Here is a 25829-nt window from a genome sequence, read left to right on the forward strand (position 1 = left end):
TTCCACCAAACAGTTCCACCAAAAAAATACCAACAAGGGGCGTGTCCTCCCATTTTGCCAGACAAGTATTCACACCTCTTGACCTACATGTGTACTTGTTAGACAATCGATGGGTCGTCACGCCGGTGTGGCGCTGCTCACCATCTGGAGTCCCATGTTTCAGCAGATCCTTGACCCCATCGCCGGGTCCCTCCTGCTTTCCGCCCTGTGCGCGGCCCTTCCCCTGGCCCTGTTGTTCGTCCTGCTGGGCGTCTTCCGGGTCAAGGCCGCCAAAGCTGCCATCGCCAGCCTGGTCCTGTCCTTCGTCCTGGCCGTCGCAGGCTGGCGGATGCCCCTGGATCAGGCCCTCAGCGCCACCGCGGCGGGCATCTTCTACGGGCTGTTCCCCATCCTGTGGATCCTTGTCAACGCGCTCTGGATCTACAAGCTCACCGTGGCCACGCCGTGGTTCGATGCCCTGGGCCGGACCATCCGCTCCATCTCCAACGACCTCCGGGTCCTGTCGATCCTGATCGCGTTCTGCTTCGGCGCGCTCCTCGAATCGCTCGCAGGTTTCGGCGCCCCGGTGGCCATCTCGGCGGCCATGCTGATGGCCGCGGGCATGAAACCGCTCAAGTCCGCCGTCGTCTCGCTGCTCGCCAACACCGCCCCGGTGGCCTTCGGCGCCATGGCAGCGCCCATCATCGCCCTGAACGGCGTGACCGGCCTGCCGCTGCACGACCTGTCCTCGATGGCCGGCCGCCAGACCCCCTTCATCGCCCTGATCGTGCCGCTGCTGCTGGTCTTCATCGTGGACGGCAGGCGCGGCCTGAAGCAGACCTGGCCCGTCGCGCTGGTGGCCGGCGCAGCGTTCGCCGCCGCACAGTTCGTCACCTCCAACTTCATCGCCGTCGAACTGACCGACGTCGTGGCTGCCGTGGTCACCGTGGCCGCCGTGCTGACGATGCTGACGGTTTGGCAGCCCAAGGAGTCGGTACGCGTGGAGGCATCGGTCCAGGAGATGTCCGTTCCGGCCATGGCCGGCGGGAAGAGTGCGGGCGGGAAGAGTGCGGGCGGCAACGGCACGCAGGAAGGCACGACGGCGGGCGGCCGGCAGGGGAGCGTTCCGGACCGTTCCGGAGTCCCCACGGACACTACCCGCCCGGCGCCCCGCGAGGTGTGGCTCGCCGTCGCGCCCTACCTGATCATCATCGCCGTGTTCTCCATCGCCCAGATCCCGTTCATCAAAACCTGGCTGGGGCAGGTGGGCACTGTGACGTTCGCCTGGCCCGGACTGCACATCGAGGACTCGGCCGGCAAGGCGGTGGCGGCCACCAAGTTCAAGCTGGACCACCTCAAGTCCACCGGGACGCTGCTGCTGCTCTCCGGCCTGCTCACCATGGCGCTGTACAGGATCTCTGCCGGCAAGGGCCTGGGCATCTACGTGGAGACCCTGAAGCAGCTGCGCTGGACCATCGTCACGGTCACCACCGTCCTGGCGCTGTCCTTCGTCATGAACCTGTCCGGGCAGACCACCACGCTGGGATTCGCGCTTGCCTCGGCCGGCGGCTTCTTCGCCTTCCTCTCGCCGCTGATCGGCTGGATCGGCGTGGCGCTGACCGGCTCTGACACCTCGTCCAACTCCCTTTTCGGGCAGATGCAGGCCACCGCCGCCGCGCAGACAGGCCTCTCGCCGGTGCTGATGGCCGCCTCCAACTCCTCCGCCGGCGTGATGGGCAAGATGCTCTCGCTGCAGAACCTGGCCGTTGCCTCCGCCGCGGTGGGGATGGAAGGCTCGGAAGGAACCCTGTTCCGCAAGCTGGTCGGCTGGAGCCTGGGCCTGCTGGCCCTCATCACGGTGCTGATCGTCCTGCAGTCCACCCCCGTACTCGGCTGGATGGTCCCCTGATGCTTAAACTCGAAGGTTTCCGCCAGGCCGTGGCCGATCCCGCGCAGGTGAAGACCCGCGCCATCGACCTGCACGCCAACGCCCATGACGCCTCGCACTTCCTGCTCATCCCGCAGGCCGTTGTCATGGCCAAGGACGCCGCGGAGGTCGGCGCCCTGCTCCGGGCCAGTGCGGCGCAGGGCGTCCCGCTCACCCTCCGCTCCGGCGGCACCAGCCTCAGCGGGCAGGCGGTCACGGACGGCGTGCTGGTGGACGTGCGGCGCAACTTCCGGGACGTGGAAGTGCTCGACGGCGGCGCGCGGGTCCGCGTGCAGCCGGGGGTCACGGTGCGGGCCCTGAACGCCCGGCTGGCACCCTACGGACGCAAGTTCGGGCCGGACCCGGCCAGCGAGGCCGCGTGCACCATCGGCGGCGTGGTGGCGAACAACTCTTCCGGCATGAACTGCGGCACGGTGGACAACGCGTACCGCACCCTCGAGTCCCTCACCGTGGTGCTGCCGTCGGGGACCGTGGTCGATACCGGGGCAGCGGACGCGGACACCCGGCTGCGGACCCTGGAGCCGGAACTGTATGCGGGCCTGGCGCAGCTCGCGGCACGGGTGCGGGGGAACAGCGATTCCGTGGACCGCATCAGGCAGCAGTTCAGCATGAAGAACACCATGGGCTACGGACTGAACTCCCTGCTGGACTACACGCGCCCGGTGGACATGCTGGCGCACCTGATCGTCGGCAGCGAGGGCACGCTGGGCTTCGTGGCGGAGGCGGTGTTCCGGACCATCCCGCGGCTTCCGCATGCCGCCACCGGACTCCTCGTCTTCCCGGACCTGCAGGCCGCCAACGCGGCCCTGCCGGCGCTGGTGGACACCGGCGCCGCCACGGTGGAACTCCTGGACGCGCTCTCGCTCAAGGTGGGCCAGACGCTGAAGGGGACTCCCGCCGTCGTACGCGACCTGGCGGTCCGCGAGCACGCGGCGCTGCTGGTGGAGTACTCCGCCGGGCAGCAGGACGAGGTTGCGGCGCTGCGGGAGGTGGGCGAACGCGCCCTCGCGGGCCTGACGCTGGCAGCCCCGGCGCAGTTCACCGCTGATGCGTCCGCGCGGGCGCAGCTGTGGCACCTGCGCAAGGGCCTGTACGCCTCGGTGGCCGGTGCCCGGCCGCAGGGGACCACGGCGCTGCTGGAGGACATTGTGGTGCCGGTCCCGGTCCTGGGAGGCACGTGCCGTGAACTGGTGCGGCTGTTCGAGAAGTACCGGTACGAAAACAGCGTGATCTTCGGGCACGCGAAGGACGGCAACGTCCACTTCATGCTCACGGACGGCTTTGCCACGGCGGAGGAGCTGGACAGGTACAGCGCGTTCACCGAGGACATGGTGGACCTGGTCCTGGGGGAGGGCGGCTCGCTGAAGGCGGAGCACGGCACCGGCCGGGTGATGGCGCCGTATGTGCGGCGGCAGTACGGGGACGAGCTGTACGGCGTGATGCGCCGGATCAAGGAGCTGTTCGATCCTGCCGGCATGCTCAATCCGGGCGTTCTCATGGACGACGATCCCCAGGCGCACCTGCGCCATATCAAGACCGCGCCGCCGGTGGCCGAGGAAGTGGACCGCTGCGTCTCCTGCGGGTACTGCGAGCCGGTGTGCCCCAGCAAGGACCTCACCCTGACGCCGCGCCAGCGCATCGTCACCCTGCGCGCCATCGAAGCCGCACGGCTCGCCGGCGACACGGCGCTGGTGAAGGAACTGGAGAAGGACTACGACTACGAGTCCGTGCAGACCTGCGCGGTGGACGGGATGTGCCAGACGGCCTGCCCCGTGGACATCAACACCGGGCTGCTGGTCAAGCGGATCCGGCGTTCCGACGCCGGGCCGGTGGCCAACGGTGCCTGGAACGCCGCGGCCAAGCACTGGGAAGGCGTCACGCGCGGGGCCTCGCTGGCCCTGACCGTGGTGGACAAGATGCCCGCCCCGGCCGTCGCGGCGCCCAACAAGGCGGCGCGGGCGGTGCTGGGCACGGACACGGTGCCGCTGTACTCGCCGGAGCTGCCCGGCGGCGGTTCCGTAAGGAAGCGTCCGACGCCGGACCGGGCACCGGACGCCGTCTACTTCCCCGCCTGCGTGGGGACGATGTTCGGGCCGGCTGGGGCGGGTACGTCACCTGATGGATCCGGTTCCGGGCCCGCTTCGGGCCGGGGCGTCCAGTACAGCTTCGAGCAGTTGTGTGAACGGGCCGGGATCACCCTGCTGGTGCCGGCGGGCATCGATTCCCTGTGCTGCGGGACCCCGTGGTCCTCCAAGGGCATGGCGGCCGGGCAGGCAACCATGAAGGAGAAGACCCTGGCGGCACTGCGGGAGGCAACCCGGGACGGCGAGCTGGCCATCATCTGCGATGCGTCGTCCTGCACCGAGGGCCTCCGGCAGGTGGTGGAGGCCGACGACCCGGGGGTGGGCCAGCGGCCGCTGCGGATCGTGGATGCCGTGGACTTCGCCGCCGAGCACATCCTGCCCAGGCTGCCGGAGCACGCAAAGCTCGAGTCGCTGGCCCTGCACCCCACCTGCTCCTCCACACGCATGGGGATCAATGGGGCGCTGGAATCGGTGGCCCAGGCCGTGGCGGAGACGGTGGAGGTGCCGGTGAACTGGGGCTGCTGCGCCTTCGCGGGGGACCGCGGAATGCTCCACCCCGAGCTCACGGAGTCCGCCACCCGGAAGCAGGCCGCGGAAGTGGGGCAGCTGGACGCGTCCGCGCACGCCTCCTGCAACCGCACCTGCGAGCTCGGCATGACCCGCGCGACGGGCCAGGACTACCGGCACGTCCTGGAACTGCTGGAGGAAGTTACGCGGTAGGGGAGGGGTGGCGGGAGTCGTTCAGCCTTGTCCGGCTCCAGATCGGATTGCCGGTTAGCCCACCAAATTTGTTAAGGTTCAGCTATGACTACGGGGAAAACTATCACCAAAGCCGTCATTCCTGCTGCCGGATTGGGGACACGTTTCCTGCCCGCCACCAAGGCAATGCCGAAGGAAATGTTGCCGGTGGTCGACCGTCCGGCCATCCAGTACGTCGTCGAGGAAGCGGTGGACGCCGGCCTCACGGACCTGCTGATGATCACGGGCCGCAACAAGCGCGCCCTTGAGGACCACTTTGACCGCGAGCCGGGCCTGGAAAGCGCCCTGGAGGCCAAGGGGGACAAGGACAAGCTGGGCATGGTGGAGCACGCCTCCCACCTGGGTCCCATCCACTACGTCCGGCAGGGTGAGGCCAAGGGCCTGGGCCACGCTGTCCTGTGTGCACAGCAGCACGTTGGAGATGAGCCCTTTGCGGTGCTTCTGGGTGACGACCTCATTGACGAGGCTGAGGACCTGTTGAGCACCATGATGGAGGTGCAGCAGAAGACCGGTGGTTCAGTGATCGCGCTGATCGAAGTTGATCCGTCGCAGATCAGCGCCTACGGCTGCGCTGACATCACGGCTGTGGAAGGCGAGGACTACGTCCGCGTCAACAGCCTGGTGGAAAAGCCCGCCGTCGGTGAAGCGCCGTCCAACCTGGCTGTGATCGGCCGCTACGTGCTGCACCACTCCGTGTTCGGGGTCCTCGAGAACACCGAACCCGGCCGCGGCAACGAGATCCAGCTGACCGATGCCCTGCAGACCCTTGCCGCCGGCGAAGGCGAAGGCTCCGGTGTGTATGGCGTGGTCTTCAAGGGGCGCCGCTACGACACCGGCGACAAGCTGAGCTACCTCAAAGCCGTGATCACCCTCGCGTCCGAGCGCGTGGAGTTCGGTGAGGACCTGAAGACCTGGATGAAGAGCTTCGTGGGCTAGTCTGGGGTTCTATTGCTTGGGGGAGGTCCGTTGCCGGAAGGCAGCGGGCCTCTCTTTTTTGACAGAATAGGCGACCAGCAGCGCCCCGATGACGGCTCCTGACGTATTTGTCACGATGTCTGACGGGCTTGCAAAGCGGTCGTGGAGAAACAGGAACTGCCCCAGTTCGATGCAACCCGAGACCAGGAGTCCCAATGCTCCGATTTGCCACCAAGTCTTTTCGGGAAATGCGAGCGCACTAACAATTCCGAACGGGATAAAAAGTGCGACGTTGGCGGATGCTTCCACGAATTGGTAATTGACCCAATTGGGAATGCCATGACGGTGGAGAACCTCCAGGATGCTTGCGAGTTGCCCTGCGACAGGCTGGTCCACGGGGCTGGGCCAGAATGCGATCAACGCGAGGGGAACCATCATGGCAGCGAGGACGAGGCGCCACAGCCGCTGCTCGTAAAGAATCCTCAAAGGGCCCTCACGACGCCCGCAGGAGGGCGAACGCTGCAGTCCCAAGGGCTGCGGCGGCCAGGAGGATGAGAAAGGCATAGTGCAACACCTGCGGGCGGGGGAGTGGGATTGATAGGTCGTACTCCCGTGGTGCTCTGCGCCAATGTCTCCCCATAGATCAAATAGATACCACAACTTCTTAAAAGCAGAAGGTGGGTGGTTCTCCGTTTTCCGGAGAACCACCCACCTTCTTTGGTGCTAGAAAGCGGTGCGCTTAGGCAGCTGCCTCGGCCTTGGCGCGGCGGCGAACCACGACGACCGAGGTAGCGCCGGCAGCAAGTGCACCAGCGCCAACCAGGGTCCAGAGAACCAGGCCGGAGTCGGCGCCGGTGTTTGCCAGACCGCCGGTGTTGGCCAGCGGAGCGCCGCCTGCGTTGCCGCCGGTGTTTGCCAGGGAAGCTGCAACGGTGACCGTAACGGGGCCGACCGTTACGCCGGACTGGGTGCCGGTAGCGGTGATGGAGTAAGTCCCGGCCTCGCTGATGGCGATCGGGAGTGCCACGGCGCCTTGGGCGTCAGCAGTAGCGGACAGGTCCTGAGCTTCGGTGACAACGGCGATGCGAGTTGCGACCGCACGGTTACCAACGCCAGCGCCACTAGAAGCAGGAGCCTGGCCCGGCGTAACGCGGATGATTAGCGGTTCGCCAGCGCGGAAGCCCTGGCCACGGAAGACGAAGGTTTCACCCGGGCCCACAGTGCCGTCCGAAACGGCAGCAGTCGGCGGCAGGGCCGGGTAGGTAGCGGCCATTGCCGGCGCGGAGCCGATCAGTGCGATGGAACCTGCAAGAGCGAGTGCAGCCATTGTTTTCTTCATGCGATGTCCCCCCGGAGACGTTTAAGTTTTGATACCCGATTTTGGGGAGTGCCCCCTCTGCACGAGACCGTGTGCAGAACTACGGATAGATATCCCAAAAAGACGTTACCATCTGCTCTTCCTTGTGAGCAATCTCAATCAACTCGGTTTACAGAGTGTTAACGTGTGGCCGCTACCCTAGCCGCAGGATGCATTTTCCGTGGGCACTGTAACTTCTTTTACAGGTTGAACTGTTGGCGTGACAACTACGTTAGGTTCCGCGTGCTGGACTATCTTCCCGAAGGTGAATTCAACTGTCTTGCTTTCTCCCGGAGCAAGCCGCTGGGCCAGGACGCCGACCGGTCGGTCCCCATGCTGGTAGGGCGCAAACGCTGTCCGCTGGCCGTCCGCCTTGGCAGACTCGATGTTTGCCTGCGCCGGTCCATAGACCACGATGTTGGTTTGAACCGTCCCTGCGGGGACACCGAAAATACCGCCCCCGGTGACGTATTCTGGCAGCGATGTTGCTGCATCCGCAGGGGCGGTATTCGTGCTGGTTACGCGTACTGTCGTCTCTTCATAGCCGTCGGCGGGGCACGCCTTGACGAGCTGGACTTTGCGCTGGACGTAGTAGTCCATTTTCGCTCCGGTGCCGTCGTTAAAGTAGACGCCAAACTGGGCAGGGGATACGCTCGGTCCTTCAACGGACCCTCCGAGTGCGTATTGACTAATCACAGACTGCACAGAAGGGTTGGCCGACCAAACCAGCACGCGCCTCTCATCAGTTCCCTTCGCAATGCCCGTGATGACTCCCTTTGCCTCCCCCCTGCCGCTGGAAAGGGCAGAAAAGACCTCTTTTGCTAGGGCGGCGAAGTAGCGGTCTTGCAACCTGGGTTCATGAATCTTTGCATAGACGTCGGAGAGTAATGTCTGTACGACGTTGTTGCCATTGAGCTCTGACGGAAGGCCCACCGCCCTAGCGTCAGCCAACTCCGTTCCATTCATGACGACTGGGCCCGTTGCTTGCAGTATGTAGCTCAAGACGACCGGGTCAATGGCGATTACACCGTCCACCCGCTGACTATGCTTGTTCTCCCACATGGCAGTGGCAGTAGCAGCCGCTGTGGGGAAATCAGGAGTCAGATTCACGTCCTGCATGTACTTCCCTAGGCGCGTGGAAAAAATGTGCTGCTGCTGCTGGTCTACTGCCAACGGGGGAGACATTACGCCGAGAGCGTTGGCGCTACTCTGCGCGCCAAACGTGATTTTTCCTCGGTCAACCGATACAACTGCTAGGGCACCTGGTATCCCACCGGAGGCGCGCAACTCTGCGTTGTTCTGAATCATGAGTAGGTAGTTTTGGGGGCCTTCGCCCCCCAGCATGGTCGGAGCGATGCTGGCAGCATCTGCCGCTGAATTGAGCGCTACCGTTGCCTTCCGAAGTTCTTCAGTGGCTTGCTTTAGAGGCGTTGCGACTTGGGGAAGAAGCTCGGAGGGTTCTATTCCATCGAGACGCAGCGAAGATACCTGAACGGCATAGGCGGCGGCCTTAATCTTGGGGGCCGCGGTCTTTAAGGCTTCAAGGTCGGTGCCTTCGGCTGTTGGCAGCAGCTTGTCCCAATCCAATGTCTGGTAAACAGCGGCAAGAGGGGCCAATCCGAGCGTCGAAATGTCATCCGCGGAACGCGCCACTTCTGACACTGCACTGAAGTTAGACCCGACCCACGGTAGTCCTGAGGCCAAAGTCCACAGAGGGTCGTTGGCCACTGATCGGGCAGCTGACGTGTGATTTCGTATGGCAGTTACTGTTGCCTGTGTTTTTTCCGAATCTGAAGCCTCAATCTCGCGCTTCAGCTGCGGGACGAGCCCAGACGCCGCCTCGAGGTGGTCTTTCAGAGAGTATGCCTGGACCCCAAGCAAGGCTCCCATTGCCAGCAGAACTGTAAAGAAGCCAATTGTTAGCGTCGCTCCAAGGAAACGGCCTGGCTTACGTCCCGCCCGTCGGATTCTCTTTCGATGCTGACCTGCTTGGGTGGACCCGTCAAAGATATCGTCACTCATAGCGGGGAGCACCCAACTCCGCTGTTTTGCTCGTGCGCCGCGCGCGGCTCAGTTGCATGCGCTTTACCTCTGACAGAAACAGTCCGTGGCTTCGGAGCCGGGTCTGGAGCGTTTCGATCAGAATCCTCCTCATAGCCCATCTCGAGTGCTCCCACTAGACGTAAACCTTTCTAAACGTGGTTCCTTGTTAGCCAGAAATTCAGTAGGCGCCGGCACCGCGGAAGACGGCACGAAACGTCTTTAGCAGGATGAGTAGATCCCCGGCGAGGGACCAATTCTCGACGTAGTAGAGGTCGAGTCGAACCGAATCTTGCCACGATAAGTTTGAACGGCCGCTCACCTGCCACAGCCCGGTCAGTCCAGGTTTCACGAGCAGTCTTCGGCGTACGTCATGCTCGTATGCCGCAACTTCGGAGGGAAGTGGAGGACGCGGGCCAACCAGGCTCATCGATCCTGAAAAGACATTGAAAAGTTGAGGGAGTTCATCCAAACTCAATTTTCGCAGGACGCGCCCAATAGGAGTAATTCGCGGATCATTCTTCATTTTGAAAAGTGGACCGCTGCCATCATTCTTTGCTTTGAGATTACCAAGTTGAGCCTCGGCATCGACCACCATTGACCGGAACTTCAACATCCGGAAACGTGCTCCTTCTATGCCGACACGGTCCTGTCGGAAGAGTGCGGGTCCCTTATCATTGATCCGAATCAATGCAGCGATGAGAACCATAAAAGGCATAAGGAGAAGTATAAGAATCCCAGAAACAGTAATATCAAAGAGTCGTTTGGCCACACGCTGGCCGCCCTCAAGTGTGGGAGTGGTTACATGTATTAGGGGAAGGCCAGCAACCTGTTGCGTGTGGATCCGTGGACCTGCGATATCGGTGAGCGCGGGAGCCATGATTAGCCCAATATTACGAGAGGCCAACTCCCACCCCAAGTGCCGCAATGTTTGGGGGTGCAGTTGGACGCCGGCCGAGACAGCCACTGCATCAGCATTGCAGGCCGATATTGCCTCGACTATCGCATAGGCATCTGGAGAATGCCCGATTACGGGAAGCTTAAAGGCTGGGTCGAATGGTGGATCTTCCGAGGTGTTGGGAGTATAGGCGGCGACGGGTAGATATCCTGCATGTTTGGCTGATCGGAGGGACCTGGAAAGGTGCGCTACGGCACTCGGACCTCCGACTAGAAGCAGACGAGACATGCTTTGACCTAATTGGCGGTTGACATTGAGATGCTGTCGAATGAGCCACCGCGCAAGCAGAAGTCCGAAAAGGCCGGCGGGTAAGGCGACGCCGACATAACCGCGAGCAGTGTCCAACCGGAGCACATAGGAGACTATTGCGACAAGACCGAAAAGCCAAAGCGAGGCGGCAGCAACGCGCTTATACTCGTCAGGGCCAGCGCCTAGGATGCGGCTCTGCCGGCTGTTCCAAGCACCGAGCATAATCCACCAAGCCAGTGCCAAAACAATTGACAGCCAGGCGTAGATTGCATCCTGACCTTCAACAACGAAGTCTGATGCCCAGCCGAAGCGGATGACGTACGCACCCACGACGGCCCACGCAATTACGAAACCGTCAACAAGTCGTAATTGACGACTGCAGCGGGCTCGCCAATCACGCGCTTCCTTCACAATATGTCCCCCATTTTAGAGCTAAAAAATATAGGCCTGAAGGCTCCTAGCCGCGTACGCTCGCGCGGTTCGCACGGTACCAGTCCACCGTGGAGCGAATTCCTTCCTCTAACGTGATTGATGCACTCCAGCCAGCAGCATTTAATTTCGAAACATCCAGAAGTTTCCGGGGCGTGCCATCCGGCTTACTGTGATCCCATTCAATTCTACCGTCGTAGCCAACAGCCGCCGCGACCAGCGATGCAAGTTCTTTAATGGAAACGTCTGAACCGGTTCCGACGTTGACCTGAGAGTCCCCATCGTAGTTTTCTAGAAGATAGAGACACGCATCCGCCATATCGTCCACGTGCAGGAATTCCCGCATGGGGGCACCTGTTCCCCAGTTGGTGACACTAGCTTCTTTGGCACTCGCTGCCTCATCGTATCGGCGAATAAGCGCTGGCAAGACGTGTGAGCCGTCAGGCGAAAAGTTGTCGCCAGGGCCATACAAGTTAGTAGGCATAGCCGAGATCCAAGGCAATCCGTATTGCCGGCGGACCGCCTGAACCTGCATGATGCCAGCGATCTTAGCAATCGCGTAGGCATCATTTGTTGGCTCCAGGTGACCGGTCAGGAGCGAGTCTTCTTGGATGGGCTGATCAGCATATTTAGGGTAGATACAGGAGGAACCCAAGAACAGTAAACGTTCAACTCCGTGCTCACGTGCTGCATCCAGCACATTTACCTGGATACGCAAATTTTCACTGAGGAAATCGAGTGGGTAGGTCTTATTTGCAAGTATGCCACCCACTTTGGCCGCAGCAAGAACTACATAGCGCGGTTTCGACTCCGCGAAGAAAGCGAAAACCGCCTGACGGTCGGTCAAGTCAAGGTCGGCAGATGATCGTCCGATGAGATTGACGAATCCGGCCTTCTTGAGATTCCGCCAAATCGCCGAGCCTACAAGCCCCCGGTGTCCGGCAACATAAAACGTCGACTCTCTGTCCAGCTTTGACGGTTTGAAGTTGACCCCAGCCACTAGTTTTTCCAGCTCTCGAGGTTGACGGTGTCGATCCATTCCTTGCCGGAGAACTTCAGGGCTTCGACATCAGCATCCACCATGATCCGGGCGAGCTCCGGTGTGTGAACTGAGGCCTTCCATCCGAGCTTTTCCTGCGCCTTGGAGGCATCTCCAACAAGTGCGTCTACTTCAGTCGGACGAAGATAGCGCTCGTCGAAACGCACGTGGTCTTCCCAGTTCAGACCTGCATGCTCGAAGGCGATCTGAAGGAAGTCACGAACTGTGTAATTACCCCCCGTTGCCAGAACAAAATCGTCAGGCTCGTCAGCCTGGAGCATCCGCCACATGCCTTCGACGTACTCAGCGGCGTATCCCCAGTCACGGACTGCATCCAGGTTGCCCATGTAGAGAAGATCCTGCTTGCCAGCTTTGATAGCAGCGACAGCGCGGGTGATCTTACGCGTGACAAAGGTCTCGCCACGGCGAGGCGATTCATGATTGAAGAGGATCCCGTTCACTGCAAACATGCCGTAAGCCTCACGGTAGTTTTTCGTGATCCAGTAGCTGTAAACCTTCGCAGCGCCGTAGGGCGAGCGCGGGTAGAAAGGAGTCTCTTCGTTCTGCGGTGGAGGCGTAGCCCCGAACATTTCTGAAGATGATGCTTGGTAAAAACGCGTGTCGATTCCGGACATCCGCACGGCCTCAAGAAGACGGATCGTTCCTACGCCGGTCGTGTCTGCTGTGTGTTCGGGCTCATCGAAGGAGACTCTAACGTGTGACTGTGCAGCCAGATTATAGACTTCGTCAGGATTTATTTCGGCCAAGAGCGTCACTAGGCGCGCACCATCGCTCAAATCACCGTAGTGAAGAAACAGCTTTGCTTTAGGGTCGTGAGGATCGACATAAAGATGATCGACCCGGGCGGTGTTAAACGTGGAGGCCCTTCGGATAAGTCCGTGAACCTCGTAGCCCTTCTTCAACAGAAGCTCGGCCAGGTAGGACCCGTCCTGCCCCGTAATCCCTGTGATAAGTGCGCGCTTAGACATGATGTCCCCCCAAAGGTGCGAAATGTAAAATAGCCCGACCCCACTGGGGCGGGCAGCGTTGCGAGCTTGGTTCGCAGTAAGCATAGTCAAAAGTTCTCTGAACACCGAATGATCTGCTAGGTTACAGATCGCTGGCCCAGGCCGAAGGCGGCGGGCCCCGTCCGGTATCCTAGTAATTGCGGAATTCCACCCCATCTCTATCGTCACGCGCCGGTCAGCGCCGTGCCTCTTCGGCTATAGTGCGCGGTCGTAAAGGGGGGCGAGCCTGCCACGATACTCTTGGCTGGGATCGGGGTGTGACAAGAATTGGGGGACCTATGACTTCTCAAGAAGTAAAGAACGATACTGTTTGGCCAGCTACTGCCCAACTCTTTGGAAGTGTTCCTGTCGTCGCAACGACGCCAGGCGAGGCTGTGCTCGAATTATGTCGAATGGCGACAGATAGCGAGAAGAGTGCCCGACATGTTCACCTAGTGAACGCTTACACTCTCGCCTTGGCTGATGCCGACGACTCCTACGCCAATCTTCTGTCTGGAGAATCCATCAATCTTCCTGACGGTAAGCCCCTCTCCATAGTCTCCAAGCTCGTCAGACACGCCCCACGCCTCAACCAGATCAGAGGACCTCAGCTGTTCCTGGATTGTTTTGATGTGGGTCGGCAATTTAGAGTTCGCCATTATCTGCTGGGCTCATCTGATGCCGTGTTGTGCAAACTTCAAACGAAACTTTCAGAGAGATTTCCTGGTTGCGAGATCGTGGGTGTAGAGAGTCCGCCTTACCGCGCACTGACGCAGGTGGAGTTAGCAGAACAAGATGCACGCATTCGCGCCGCCGAGCCACATATCGTTTGGGTCGGGCTAGGTACCCCCAAGCAGGATAAGGAAGCGAGACGGTTGGCCGAGTCAACCGGTCTCACTTGTATCGCGGTCGGTGCTGCTTTCGACTTTGCCGCCGGCACCGTTCGGGAGGCTCCAAGGTGGATGACTAACCTTTGCCTAGAGTGGTTGTTCCGTTTGCTTTCCGAGCCGCGTAGACTTTGGCGTCGCTACTTGTTCGGGAACATCAAGTTTCTGAGGATAGCGTTGCACTCAATTGCCCACAAAGGAGCGGGCAGCGGTGGATACCGTTAGGCTGATGTCGTCACCCAGAGTTCTTGTTATCAGCCAGGTACCCCCGCCGCATCATGGCTCAACTATTATGACGCAAGTCTTCTTAGAGTCACTCGACTCGCTTGGCGTTGAAGCGCACTTGGTTGACCGTAGGTTTAGTAAGACCGTAGGTGATGTGGGGCGTTTCTCTGCGAGCAAAATACTCAAGTCGTTCGGTTTAATCTTCAGGCTTGTATTCAGCTTGATCCGCCTAAGACCAACCGTTTGCGTTTTGTTTATCACGAATCGTCCTGGGTCTTTTTCTATCGATTGGCTGCTAACGGAGATCCTACGTCTCTTCCGGTGCCCTATCGTAAATTATATTCATACCAGCGGCTTTACGCGTCTAGCCAATAGAAACCGAGTTTTCTGTATTTTGGTCCGACGGGCCCTGGAATCCGCGGCCACCACGGTGTGCCTTGGTCCGTCGTTGGCTTGGGACGTAACCGAGTTTGTCTCCAGTAGTCTAACGACCATTGCAAACACTCCGCATAACATTCCCGCAGTTACCCACCGCCGTAGTAGTCAGCCGCTTTTTCTGTTTCTGTCCAATCTCCTACCCGAAAAGGGCGTTAAGGATTTTGTGCGCGCTGCGCTGGAACTGTGCGAGTTGGATACGAACGTGTCTTTCGCCATAGCCGGAGCCGCCCCTGACGCTGGCACCTATGATGAGATCAAGCATCTCATCGACCACTCCTCACACGCACAAAGAATTAAGCTACTCGGAAAAGCAAACGAGGAGAGCAAATGGAAATTACTGCAAACCTGCCATGCCCTGGTGTTTCCGAGTACGTACTCGTTTGAAGCGCAACCGCTAACGATTGTGGAAGCTATGGCCATGAGTCTTCCGACCATCGCTTATGATGTTGGTGGCATTCGAGACCTGATAAAGCCGGGGGTCAGTGGCCAATTGGTTCGCGCCGGCGACCAAGAGGCTCTTCGCAGGACCATGCATAGGCTACTTATCAATCCAGATGTTCTTGCGAAATTTGGCGCGGAAGCCCGCGATCGTTTTGAGGCCGAATTCTCCCGATGCGTTTATGAATCACGATGGGCTCAAGTACTGGGTATCCAACACGCAGCATCCGAGGGCCCATTTACTGCAGGCCGCCGCTCGTAATAGTACGGCGCGGATTTCTATGATTACATATTAGTTTTCAATCATGCGTACCGATTTTCTCGAACCCATCGGAAGCGAAGCGTTTGATGTCCGAGATTAATCAGAAGGATTACTTGCAATGGCAAATTCAATTCGTGTCGGTTGGCTGGACCCGAGTGTAAACAGTCGCAATACTGGCGACCAGATTATCGCTGATGCCGTGTCCCGTGAGCTATCGCAGACGCTCGTGGGAGCAGAACTTGTCCGGCTACCAACGCAGACATTTCTCAACCGTTCGGAGCGCTCCCTGGTCCGCACTTGCGATAAGTTCATCGTCGGGGGAACGAATATTCTGAATGGAAATATCCCAAGATATATTCAGTGGAAGCTCGACCCCGGCACTTATACTGCCTACAAAGACCGTGTATCGACCATGGGCGTTGGGTGGTGGCAATATCAGCCCGCTGTAAATAAGATCTCGCGACGCGTGTGGAAGGGCCTGCTTGCTTCCGGAACGAACAGCGTGCGTGATACGTACACTGCCGAGCGTCTAGGTGAGATGGGTGTTCAGGCAATCAATACCAGCTGCCCCACTGTTTGGCAGCTTCCACCGACGATAACCTTTTCGACGGCCGCGCCATCGAGCGTACTGATGACTATAACTGACTATCATAAAAATCCAGCCCGGGATGCTCGCCTTATCAAGGGACTTCAAGATCGTTACGATGAGGTGCTGATCTGGCCGCAAGGCGCCCGTGACCGCGAGTATCTTTCTAGCCTCGGCAGAGACCTGACGTTTTTAGGGCCCGCCCTGAAGGATTTTGATGATGCGCTTTCTTCAGGACATGTGGATTACGTTGGTACGCGGTTGCATGCGGGGATTAGGGCCCTCCAGTTCGGTGTTCGTTCGACCATTCTCGCGATAGACAATCGTGCTACTGAAATTTCGCGGGACATAGGTCTCCCCGTGATGTCCAATGCCCTGACGGAGTCCGACTGGCAACAAGTCGACGACCGGAAATCTGTGCAGCTGACCATTCCCCATGCCGCTATTGAAAAGTGGAAAGAGAACCTAGTAAATTGGTCCGCCAACTAGACGAAGGCACTCGTCCTTCTGCGCGCTCAATGACGCGCCATAACTTTCTTGGAAAGCGTGAAGAGTGCGTACGTCCGCTTGGCGAACTATCCATTCCGAGACAAGGGCCGCGCTGTCCCGCCACCATTGGGACCGCCTTGTTGCTTGCCACTCTCGATGTCTTTTCCTGGACGTCAGATGGTCCTTCTTATCGATACCTGATCGCGATCCTTTGGTTAGCTCTTGCTTTTGCAATTGACGGATCTTTGGCTGGAGACCGACGTCGGCTTCACATCGGAGTCGTTTTTTCCATCTATCTGTTCGGTCTTTGGGTTGCCGGGGTGTTCACTTACGCGATTCTTACAAAGCACTGGGCGGCGGACAGTTTTGTAGTGCTGGCAGGCGTGATCGCTATTGTGATTGCCCCCGTAGCCTACTATGCACTACCAGCGCGGCCAGGTTGGCATCTTCCTGCAAGACGATTTTTCCAATGGGCGACTTATTGTTTCGCAGGTGCGGCCCTTGTGGACGGCATCTTAACGCCAGCAGGCTCTCAACCTATTCTTCTGGGGCATGAGAAGGCGTATCTCGCCGTCGTTGCCCTAGCTGCCCCCCGGTTCAGCGGCGTTATTGTGATGAAGACCACTGTCGTTATCGCGCTCATTGTCGCCTTTCTAAAATACCCGTCGGCAACTGTAGCCTTCGTAGGACTTGTCGCCGGTATTTGCGTCTGGTTGCTTTCAGCAAAGACTCGCGGCTCTCTCGTTTTGCGTACGGGAGGCCTAGTACTGTGTTTTGCCATTATTTCTTACAACGCAAGTAGGTGGGTGTCTCAGTTCTATTCTGCGACTGGAAGGGTGGATAATACCAGCACGCGACTGGGACTATGGGACCAAGCCCTTGCGACGATCGCGAAAAGCCCTATAACGGGCGCGGCAGCTTCAGAGCGTATAACTGGCCTAGCGAATATTCGCGGCATCATCCAGCCGGTGCCATTCCATAATTCATTTTTAACCCTTGCTTTCTGCGCTGGGATTGTTGCCGTCGTCCTTTTTGGACTTTTGCTAAGTGCTGCCCTCTTGGCTTGTCTGGCGTCCTCGCCGGGAGAGCTTAGAGGTGCATTGATCTGGATGCCGGCCTTGTTTGCCGGGGTGATAACTATGTCAGTTAACCCGGTCCTTGAGAGGCTGGGAACGGCCCTGCCTCTGTACGCACTTGTCCTCTGCTCCGCTCCGTACCTTGCGTCAGGAGCAGGTTCCAGAAAGATCAGTAGGGGTGTCCGACGATGAAGAAAGCGAGCTGCTCGGCGGTGAAGGTTAGATCTGAAGGGGACAGCGGAAGTCGGGCTGTTGTATTTATAGAAGCAAACCCCTTCGCGTCACGGCTTCATGTCCTGGGCCCAATGCTGAGGGGCGCCGTTGCGTCGGGCCAGGACGTCTTCCTTTGTGCCCCTCACCGGGTTGATGGGGCCGACCTCCGGGACTTCCAAGAGGGAGTCCCCAGCCAGGTCTTATTTAGGAACATCCGAACAAAGACTCCGGTGGCGGCAGGTTCGCGTGTGACTTCCTCCCTGCTTGTCCGCCTGCTGTTCGCGGCCAGGAAAGCGCTGAGACGCTATAAGACACGAACTTTAGTACTCACCGCTATAGACGATTACTTTGGTGCCCTGCCCTGGCTCGCCGTTCTTATTCGCTGCCTGTTTCCCAGGACGCGCTTGATAGTAGTACGTTATCGGGTTGCGGATCTTTTGCCGGCAGGCAAATGGTCTTTTAGGCAGATCCAGAAACGTTTGGTATTGGCGCTACTAGGCAGGATCATCCGGCCAGAGACTGGGATATTCGATGAGCGGGTCCGCCGAGAGGCGGGACTGCACGTTTTTCCGGATCCTTGGACCGGGCCCTTCGGATCTATGACACGTTCCACTGCGCGTGAGCGCTTGGGATGGCCCGATGACATCGATATCGTGCTCCTGGTGGGTGGGCAGGATGAGCGAAAAGGGTTCGACGTCGCTGTAAGTGCGCTGAAAAAGCTGCGGTCCGAGAGGGACAATCTTCACGTGGCTCTCGTCGGTAGAGTCGCGTCTCCACTGTTGACCGAACTGGAGGACTTGGCCACCACCTACGGAGACTCTTTCATCCATGTTTCTGAATACGTTAGTGATGAAGATCTTGCAACGTACTTCGCCGCTAGTTCCCTAGTACTGTTGCCATATCACGCAGCCTTTACCTCAACTTCCGGGGTCTTGGTCCGTGCTGCCGCCTCATCAACGCCGGTTGTCGCTTCGGATCACGGTCTCGTGGGATGGCGTACCCGGCGCCATTCGTTGGGTGAAACTTTTTCGTATCCAGATGCATTCGGCCTTTGCTCCGCTATGGGCAGAATCCTGGAAGCAGGTTTTGATCCTTCGGAAGGCCTGCAATTTTCTAATGCCTGCACTGAAGACAAGCTATCGTTGGCTGTTGAAAAATTGCTCGCATGAATGAGCGAATGGTCTTCTTCTGGCGTTCGGTGGACTCTATCGTTTCTCAGCTGGGACAAGCCGCGTCTAGCCTGATGCTGACTCTAACCTTTTCCCACGTCCTTGATGCAGCAGAATTTGGCGTTCTTGCTGCATTCTGGGCGATTTGGATGCTTTTAATGTCGATGAACAGAGCTGTGTTTGGGGAGCAGTTGATTGCTCAGTCCCATGATCCCGAAATACGGCATGGCTATCTTGATTTTGGTTTTATGTGGTCCGCCTTCGGCCTAATTTTGGCGGCTATTGTCGCCTGCTTCTTGAATAGTGTCGAACTCATTCCCGCTCTCATGTGTGTTGGCTTATTTGTTACCTCCGACATGGTGAGGTACAGCGAAATGGCTGGAGGGCGTGTCTCAGGGCCCCAGAGGTTCGTGCTTCTGCCGATGGAGTTCATTCGTCTGGCGTTTGGGTTGATTGCCCTGTGCCTCGCCTTGACCAGCGCGTTGGCTCCCTGGCCCACAGTATTTGCCTTCCTATCATCGGCGACGTGGGTCGTATTTGGACTTGTCGTTGGAGGTATGCCAAAAATCGGCCGCGCGGCTCTTTTCCTACGCCGAAGGGAGAAATTTGAACGCCTGATGACGCTCCAGTTTCTAACAGGGACAGGCTTATCGCAGGCAATTCCCTTCTTGGCTCTCAGCGCCTTCGGCGCTGCAAACTACGGCGCGATCCGCCTTGCGCAAAGCGTTCTATCGCCAATGACGCTCTTTACGTCTGCATTTCAGCCCTCCCTGATCCGTCTCTACGCCAATCGTAGAAAGTCCGGCGGCCTGGCAAAGGCCGTAGCTATCACTGTGGGATTATCCCTAGCTGTTGGTTTGGCAATGACTGTCGTGGCACTGTTAGCAGTGACTTTCCTAGGAAAGTTTGTAATACCTGAAGAGCAGGTTGATGCCGTTAACGCAATTTTGCTTCCCACTGCGGTCTTGCTGTCCCTGGTTGTTGTTGGGCAACCTGGGGGTGCCGTAATAAAGGTCTTTCGTTTCGGAGGAATTAGTTTCTTAGGACAGTCTGTCGGCATAGTGGTGACCCTTGTGCTTAGTATTTTGGCTACCTACAGGAACATCGAGGTTTTTGTCTGGGCCATGGCAATCGGGTCAGCCACCACGGTTACGGCCACATATCTGCTATTGGCTTTGGCACTGTCTCGTTCGAGGCGTCGCAGGGTTACCGACAGCGACAGAACCTGACGGAACATCATGCAAGACCAGGGCCAGTGCTCCGACAACAGAATCGTCGCCGATCTGGACACGACCGAGAGCGCACGCGCCGGAACCCAGAAGGACTCTGGAACCGACCTGCGGATACTCCAGAGGAGAGGGTCCGCCCTGGACCTCTCTTCGTCCTAAGACGACCCCACCCATTAACGTGCAGTGCTTTCCTAGTGAAGCTCCTCCGCCAATTACGACTCCTACGGGATGCTGTAGTAGTAATCCTCGGCCTATGGTGCTTCTGGGATCTATGTCGGCGCCATGAAGAAGGAGATTAGCCTGATACAACATCCGTCCGAGTGGCGGCGCCACCTTGTAGGCGCTTGCCGATGCCCTATAAAGAAGTACGCAACGAAACGGCGCCGACGTAATCGCCATCTTGACGATAGTGAGTAGGTTCGGTTGAGACCCTGCTAAGCGCTCTGCGTCACTGAGGAGGGTTGAAAGTAGGCTCATGCTTGAAATAGTAGCGGCGAATACTGGGTAGGCTTAGGCTCGATCGCTGCGGGGGCGGCATGAGGCCGATTACCCGGGTGTCTAGCACTGATCGTATTAGCCGTTAGCAGGATCTCGATCTCCTCGGCTAGAGGCAAGCCTACTATCGCTATCTTTTCATGGGTGGCCTTATGCCGTACTGCGTAATCTGCGCTCTTGAAAGGTCCTGGAGCCAGCTCGTCCGCTGCGCGAGCGGGTGAGTGTTAAAGCTATGGCCAACGGTCGTACCGCCGCTGACTGCTGAGGACCGGCCCAGAGCCGATGAAGTCCTTGCTTGGTACGGAGTCCGGGTACAATCGACGTAAACACGGAGCGCTGCGGCTGGAGAACAACCAACCGACTGCGTTTGCATAATTGACACTGGGGGACCCGGTTTGGAACTTGGCGACTACCTGCGCGTTCTGCGTCGGAATTGGACCGTAATCATGGCTTTCACACTTATGGGCCTTTTGCTCGGTGCCGCCGTCTCTATATTCACTAAGCCAATTTACACCTCTGAAACGCAGCTTTTCGTTGCAATTCAGAGTTCCGGTTCCGTCCAAGAATTGCAGCAAGGAAACACCTTTAGCCAAGCGCGCGTTCAGTCTTACGCCAAGACGGTCGGCTCGCCGATCGTACTGCAGCCGGTGATTGACTCCCTTGGGCTGGAAACCACGGCACAAGAACTGGCAAGCCGCGTCAAGGCCACCACAGATCTCAATACAGTGCTGGTGGATATCTCGGTAGTCGACCACTCGCCGGTACAGGCTGCCGCCATAGCTCAGGGGGTGGCCAACAGCCTCATAAGCGTGGTGGATTCCCTGGAGAAGCCCAAGTCGGGTGGCACGTCTCCTATCAGTCTCTCTGTCATCAAGCCGGCCGCCGCCCCGACAGTGCCATCGGCGCCTGACACCAGGCTCAATCTTGCCGCTGGTTTGCTCGGCGGTGTCATCGTCGGCTTAGGCGTCGCAATTCTCAGGACCAAACTTGATAACAAAATCCGGGGAGAGGCCGATTTGCGGCGGGTTACCGACGCGCCCCTCCTAGGAGGCATAGCCTTCGACCAAGATGCCAAACGAAAACCTCTGCTCACTCAAGCGCCCCCTCAGAGCCCTCGAGCAGAGTCCTTTAGACAGATGAGGACCAATCTGCAGTTTGCAAACATTGCGGAGCGAGCCAAGACCGTCCTCGTTACGTCGTCACTCCCGGGAGAGGGTAAGAGTACAACTGCAACTAACCTTGCGATTGCTTTGGCTCAGGCTGGTCAGTCTGTATGTCTGATCGATGCCGATCTTCGACGCCCCATGGTTAATGAGTATCTCGGGCTCGACCGAAATGCTGGGCTGACAACCGCCCTGATCGGTTCAGCCGAGGTCAACGACTTACTGCAGCCATGGGGGGAGGACAGTATGTTCGTTCTGACCTCCGGCCGAGTTCCTCCGAATCCGAGCGAATTGCTCGGGTCAGATGAAATGAAGTTCCTCATTGAGAATCTGGAACAGGCATTTGATGTGATCATCGTTGATGCGCCTCCCCTCTTGCCAGTTACTGATGCCGCGGTGCTTTCGCAGCACGTTGGGGGAGTTGTTGTTGTAGTTGGTACCCAGAAACTCCGTGTACAGGATCTAGAGAAATCTATAGATGCTCTGCGCATGGTGGGCTCCAATGTCCTTGGAGTGGTGCTCAATATGCTGCCAACCCGAGGTCCTGACGCCTATGCATATAGCTACTACTCGAGCGATAGTGACCCTTCTAACGGCGGGACAGGCATCTCCCCTCGGACTGGCAAAAAAGTTCGGAGCGATGAGTGGCGGCAGCTGGATGATATCCCGTTGTTGGAACCTGCCGCGATGCAGAATCTACAACGGCCTCCCAGGCCCTTTCCCGTTCGGGGGCTGGAGCCCTGAGAAGAGTGCGCTCCGGTTGACGTTGACTCTGGCTAGGGCATACCTCCGGCGGGTTAGTTCCTAGGCCGTTCTCGATGGCATCCTCCTCGGGGCATTCCAGTTCTGAATGCCCTATCTGTCAATTAGTGATACAAGGGCCGAGGAGGAGCGGCATAACACCTTGGCCTAATCGTAAACGAGGAGCTCGTTGCTCTTTTTTTGGGGGTAATTATGACGCAACTGTTTGTGAGCTCGCGCCCGGCGCAATTCCAAGGCCTGCAATTTGTGCGAGCTAACGCTGTTCTCCTTGTCGTTCTATGTCACTCCGCCGCGGTGCTTGGGTTGCCGCCGTATTTTGATAGGGCCCTGCTTGGTGGTCTTTTCAACAAGGGCGCGGTGGGAGTTGACTTATTCTTCGCTCTCAGTGGCTTTATTATTGTGCATGTATCGCTCCGAGCTGCAACGCTGGAAGCGAAGACGGGGATAGCAAGCTTCCTCAAAAAGCGGTTCATACGAATTGTTCCGCTCTTGTGGGTAGCAGTTATCTTGTATGCGACAGTGCGGTACATTGGTGCTCACGAATTTGAGCTGCTGCCCTATGTCAACGCAATGTTCCTTATACCTCTGGGAGAGGTTCGTCCAAATGTAGTCTGGTCTCTGCGACACGAAGCTCTTTTCTATATCCTCTTTGCGATTGCTTACCTGCTCAAAAGGAGGATGCCGTACGTTCTTTATGCTTGGTGTGTGGCCCCTATAGTGGTTTGGTTAATGAGCAGCGTCTTCGGTTGGTCCATGGCTTCAGATGAATTGCTGAGCTTCTTTTTCAATCGCGCCAATATTCTTTTCGGATGTGGCGTTCTAGTGGGTATTGTTAGCAGGCGCTATGGACTCCTATTAGCGCCCCCCCAGGGTCGCCCGGTGCTGGCATGGGCGGCCCTTGGTTGCGTCACCGTGGCGGCATTCCTGGTTCGCGATTTCCTTAGTACGGCGGTAGTGGCTGTCGTTGCGTCGTTGACAGTGATTGTCGGCCTTATGACCCCCAACGACAGTTCTCGCTTGGCACGTTTCTGGGAAATGCTCGGTAACGCGTCTTATTCTATTTACCTTACGCACAATATATTCCTGCTTGTAGGAGCGGCTGCCTGGGTCAAGGTGCTGGGCAGTTTTGGGTTTGAGTTTGCGGTGGCGTTTTTGGGATTACTGGCGGTTGGGGGTGGGATACTTTTCCATTTCTTGGTGGAGCGACCGTTGATACGGTTTACGTCGCAATTACTAACACGTCCTACGCAGTCGGCGGCAGCTAACTAGCGGGCGACCAGTTGTCCCCTCCCCGGATAGAGGCGTAGTTCGACGCTGCCGAGCGGAGACCGCGACCATGAGGCCCGCTCATGGGTTTTTGTCGGCAAGGTTTGGCTCAGTCTGATGCGGAGGTTGTCGCGCAGCTTATGCAAACGAGGGGCTCTAATTCGGGATTCCTTCTCGTCGCCGGCGTCTCCGTCTTTCGGTCTCACACATGGGGAGTGATCTGTAGGCCGTATCGGATGCTGTGAGCGAAGCGCGCAGGTGGGCATAGCTTCGGTGGAGCTGAGCAAAGAATCCCGAGCATGCAAACCTTTGAGGACTTACTCCTTGTAGTGCGAGGGCCGCTTTACCGATATGGCGTGCTGGCGCCGAAACGACATGGGCTCACGGGGGACTGGCCGCTGGATAATGGGAAATGTCTCTCGACCGGCCGGCGAAAATCGTGAGTACTCGTCTTCGCTCAAAGACGAGTGCTCAGGAAGATAGAGGCAACTGGTTGGACCAGGCGGAACGGAGGACGCTCCTGACCTCCGGTTGCTGGGTTTGACTACTGAAAGGTTCCCGTCGAAAAAGTTGGCCCCACCTGAAATGAACGGACGCTTTCCAAGACAGCTCGGGCAGACCTCGCCGAGGACTTAGACGTTGATCCGTGTCTGCTGTTGTTAGAGGACGTCCGGTACCTGTGAAGTCATGGTCGAAGAGGCTGGAAATAGCGTTGACTTTAATCGACTGCGGAGCTCACGCAAGAATCTCGCAAATCCTATTACTCCAAGTATGAAGACCAGGGAAGACAGGTAGTCAATACTGGTGATCGGTAGAGTGCAGGAAGCTAGTCTCCGTGCATGTTTAAGACGATCAACCGCGCCTTCGGGATTGGGCCTAAATGTACCTTTTGCGGGCTGCACGTCCGGCACACGGCGCCGTCGCCGTTCTGCTCGCGTGCATGCTCCGAGAGTTGGCAGTACAGGGAGGTCCATTTTCCCGAGGGTCTCAGGGTTCCTGGCTACTGGGAGTTGTTTCGGTTAGTAGCGAAAGTGCCGAAGAGGAGCGCAAAGTAGGTCTAAGGACCGACTGCACTGGAGTCCTCGAACTGTGGGATTTGTAATCGGTCGGTTACGCGAGAGGCATTCGGTCAAGTTTACGGCAAGTGCCCCTGGACTCAACGCTCTGACGTGGCCTGTGCCTGAACTTAGGGCCACGCCCGGGCAGCTCAATGCCTCCCTGGCGTCCCCCTCTTCGATCCCTCCGGTCCTATGCCTGAGTGTGCGGCACTGAAGTCTCTACCGGTGTACCCACCGCCTACGCGGAGGTCCCTTGCAGCTTCCTTTGCCGGTGATTGAAAAAGCTGGGAACCGATAAGTAACCTGGCGGCGAAGCTTGCGAATCGCTCGTGGCCACCCTGCGCTGCGAGTTGCCTCCCCGGAACAAAGGTTGCCTCTGGATAGAATCGGGGACCAAGACGAACGCAATGTTCTGCTGGAGGTAGGAGAAACAATGTCGGAATGGCTCGAGGTCGGCATGGATAACTACGTACTAGTCACTGAAGGTGCCCTGCTAAACACCGGGCTGATAATAGGTTCCGAGCGGGCCATGGTCATTGATACTGGCAGTGGACCTCGTCAAGGACGTGAGATTCTGAACGCTGTGCGAGGGAAGACCGACAGGCCCCTCGTCGTTGTGAACACCCACGCCCACTATGACCACTTTTTCGGCAACGCCGTGTTCGCCGAATCGGGCGTCAGCGAATTCTGGGCCCATCAGAACTGTGCCGCCGAGATCGATCAACGTGGTGACCTCCAGCGACGCCAAGTCGCAACTATCGAACCTGAGATGTCGGCTGGTGCAGGCGAGAACGTGGAGCTCGTGGTTCCAAATGCCATCGTCAAAGACCAACCGGTATTGGTCGACCTTGGTCGTCTCACAGCAACCCTCTTCTACCTAGGGCGAGGCCACACGGACGGCGATCTCCTGGTCGGTACCCCAACCACTCTTTTCGTGGGCGACCTCGTTGAGCAGGGCGCCCACCCCTCCTTCGAGGACTCCTATCCAGAGGAGTGGGCTGACGTGCTGAGGCACATCTCAGCACTGCGCCACCGCTACGAGTTCCTCGTTCCGGGACACGGAAAATGCTGCAGTGACCAGTTTGTCAAAACTATGGCCAGCACAATGTCTACGGCAGTACGTCAAGCGCTCCAATCCATCCGGGATACTCCTAACGACGCCACCAAGGCTATCCCCGTGCTGCCCTATGGTCCGGAACAGTCTCGCTGGTTCATCAAGCGCCTGCAGGAGACTCGCAAACCGATGCAGCAGCAAGTCTCGTAACAATTCGTTGACTTGAGGAAATCTTGAGCTGCCATTCCTAGCATG

The 25829-nt window shown here is 58.3% G+C and carries 18 protein-coding genes; 12 read left to right on the plus strand and 6 right to left on the minus strand.

What is annotated here, in order from left to right; genetic code table 11:
• Positions 1 to 154: 154 nt before the first annotated feature.
• The 3 genes from AC2JAJ_RS12420 (at position 155) to galU (ending at position 5706) form a co-directional block, all read left to right on the plus strand.
• On the plus strand, positions 155 to 1888 hold the full coding sequence (locus AC2JAJ_RS12420; protein WP_486415641.1) for an L-lactate permease: 1734 nt from the start codon (positions 155 to 157) through the stop codon (positions 1886 to 1888).
• Entirely contained in the window at positions 1888 to 4731 is a 2844-nt protein-coding gene (locus AC2JAJ_RS12425) for an FAD-binding and (Fe-S)-binding domain-containing protein (protein WP_486415640.1), read from the plus strand. Before AC2JAJ_RS12420 ends, AC2JAJ_RS12425 begins: the two co-directional genes overlap by 1 nt.
• 84 nt (positions 4732 to 4815) lie before the next feature.
• Positions 4816 to 5706 (plus strand): UTP--glucose-1-phosphate uridylyltransferase GalU, encoded by an 891-nt coding sequence (galU, locus tag AC2JAJ_RS12430; RefSeq protein WP_221386241.1) that lies wholly within the window; start codon positions 4816 to 4818, stop codon positions 5704 to 5706.
• 9 nt (positions 5707 to 5715) lie between these two features.
• On the opposite strand, the gene AC2JAJ_RS12435 is transcribed toward galU, so the two are convergent.
• The 6 genes from AC2JAJ_RS12435 to gmd form a co-directional block, all read right to left on the minus strand.
• Positions 5716 to 6249, minus strand: a complete 534-nt coding sequence (locus AC2JAJ_RS12435; RefSeq protein ID WP_486415639.1) for a VanZ family protein — start codon at positions 6247 to 6249, stop codon at positions 5716 to 5718.
• 175 nt (positions 6250 to 6424) lie between these two features.
• Entirely contained in the window at positions 6425 to 7024 is a 600-nt protein-coding gene (locus AC2JAJ_RS12440) for an LPXTG cell wall anchor domain-containing protein (protein ID WP_486415638.1), read from the minus strand.
• Between the two features lie 177 nt (positions 7025 to 7201).
• Positions 7202 to 9064, minus strand: coding sequence for a DUF4012 domain-containing protein (locus AC2JAJ_RS12445; RefSeq protein WP_486415637.1), 1863 nt, complete (start codon positions 9062 to 9064; stop codon positions 7202 to 7204).
• A 199-nt stretch (positions 9065 to 9263) separates the two neighbouring features.
• The gene (locus tag AC2JAJ_RS12450; RefSeq protein ID WP_486415636.1) at positions 9264 to 10700 is read right to left on the minus strand and encodes a sugar transferase; all 1437 of its coding nucleotides are present in this window, start codon (positions 10698 to 10700) and stop codon (positions 9264 to 9266) included.
• Positions 10701 to 10746: 46 nt separating this feature from the next.
• A complete protein-coding gene (locus tag AC2JAJ_RS12455) occupies positions 10747 to 11718 on the minus strand; it encodes a GDP-L-fucose synthase family protein (RefSeq protein ID WP_486415635.1) in 972 nt (323 codons plus the stop codon).
• Positions 11718 to 12746 (minus strand): GDP-mannose 4,6-dehydratase, encoded by a 1029-nt coding sequence (gene gmd, locus AC2JAJ_RS12460; RefSeq protein ID WP_486415634.1) that lies wholly within the window; start codon positions 12744 to 12746, stop codon positions 11718 to 11720. The genes AC2JAJ_RS12455 and gmd overlap by 1 nt, the downstream gene beginning before the upstream one ends.
• Positions 12747 to 13063: 317 nt before the next feature.
• On the opposite strand from gmd, the gene AC2JAJ_RS12465 reads away from it, so the two are divergent.
• From AC2JAJ_RS12465 to AC2JAJ_RS12505, 9 genes are all read left to right on the plus strand, one after another.
• Positions 13064 to 13876 (plus strand): WecB/TagA/CpsF family glycosyltransferase, encoded by an 813-nt coding sequence (locus tag AC2JAJ_RS12465; protein ID WP_486415633.1) that lies wholly within the window; start codon positions 13064 to 13066, stop codon positions 13874 to 13876.
• Between the two features lie 67 nt (positions 13877 to 13943).
• Positions 13944 to 15014 carry a glycosyltransferase gene (locus AC2JAJ_RS12470; protein ID WP_501053139.1) on the plus strand — a complete coding sequence of 357 codons (1071 nt, stop codon included), beginning with the start codon at positions 13944 to 13946 and terminating at the stop codon, positions 15012 to 15014.
• A gap of 118 nt (positions 15015 to 15132) precedes the next feature.
• Positions 15133 to 16089, plus strand: a complete 957-nt coding sequence (locus AC2JAJ_RS12475) for a polysaccharide pyruvyl transferase family protein (protein ID WP_486415632.1) — start codon at positions 15133 to 15135, stop codon at positions 16087 to 16089.
• Positions 16090 to 16118: 29 nt separating this feature from the next.
• Positions 16119 to 17357 (plus strand): O-antigen ligase family protein, encoded by a 1239-nt coding sequence (locus AC2JAJ_RS12480; protein ID WP_501053140.1) that lies wholly within the window; start codon positions 16119 to 16121, stop codon positions 17355 to 17357.
• Positions 17358 to 17626: 269 nt separating this feature from the next.
• Complete coding sequence (locus tag AC2JAJ_RS12485; RefSeq protein ID WP_486415630.1) at positions 17627 to 18547, plus strand: glycosyltransferase; 921 nt, start codon at positions 17627 to 17629, stop codon at positions 18545 to 18547.
• Positions 18544 to 19776, plus strand: a complete 1233-nt coding sequence (locus tag AC2JAJ_RS12490) for an MATE family efflux transporter (protein WP_501053141.1) — start codon at positions 18544 to 18546, stop codon at positions 19774 to 19776. Before AC2JAJ_RS12485 ends, AC2JAJ_RS12490 begins: the two co-directional genes overlap by 4 nt.
• 890 nt (positions 19777 to 20666) lie before the next feature.
• Positions 20667 to 22178, plus strand: coding sequence for a tyrosine-protein kinase domain-containing protein (locus AC2JAJ_RS12495; protein WP_486415627.1), 1512 nt, complete (start codon positions 20667 to 20669; stop codon positions 22176 to 22178).
• A gap of 210 nt (positions 22179 to 22388) precedes the next feature.
• Positions 22389 to 23465, plus strand: coding sequence for an acyltransferase family protein (locus AC2JAJ_RS12500; protein WP_486415626.1), 1077 nt, complete (start codon positions 22389 to 22391; stop codon positions 23463 to 23465).
• Positions 23466 to 24953: 1488 nt separating this feature from the next.
• Positions 24954 to 25784 (plus strand): MBL fold metallo-hydrolase, encoded by an 831-nt coding sequence (locus AC2JAJ_RS12505; protein ID WP_486415625.1) that lies wholly within the window; start codon positions 24954 to 24956, stop codon positions 25782 to 25784.
• The last annotated feature ends 45 nt before the right edge of the window (positions 25785 to 25829 follow it).

Source organism: Arthrobacter sp. MOO21 (assembly GCF_057369995.2).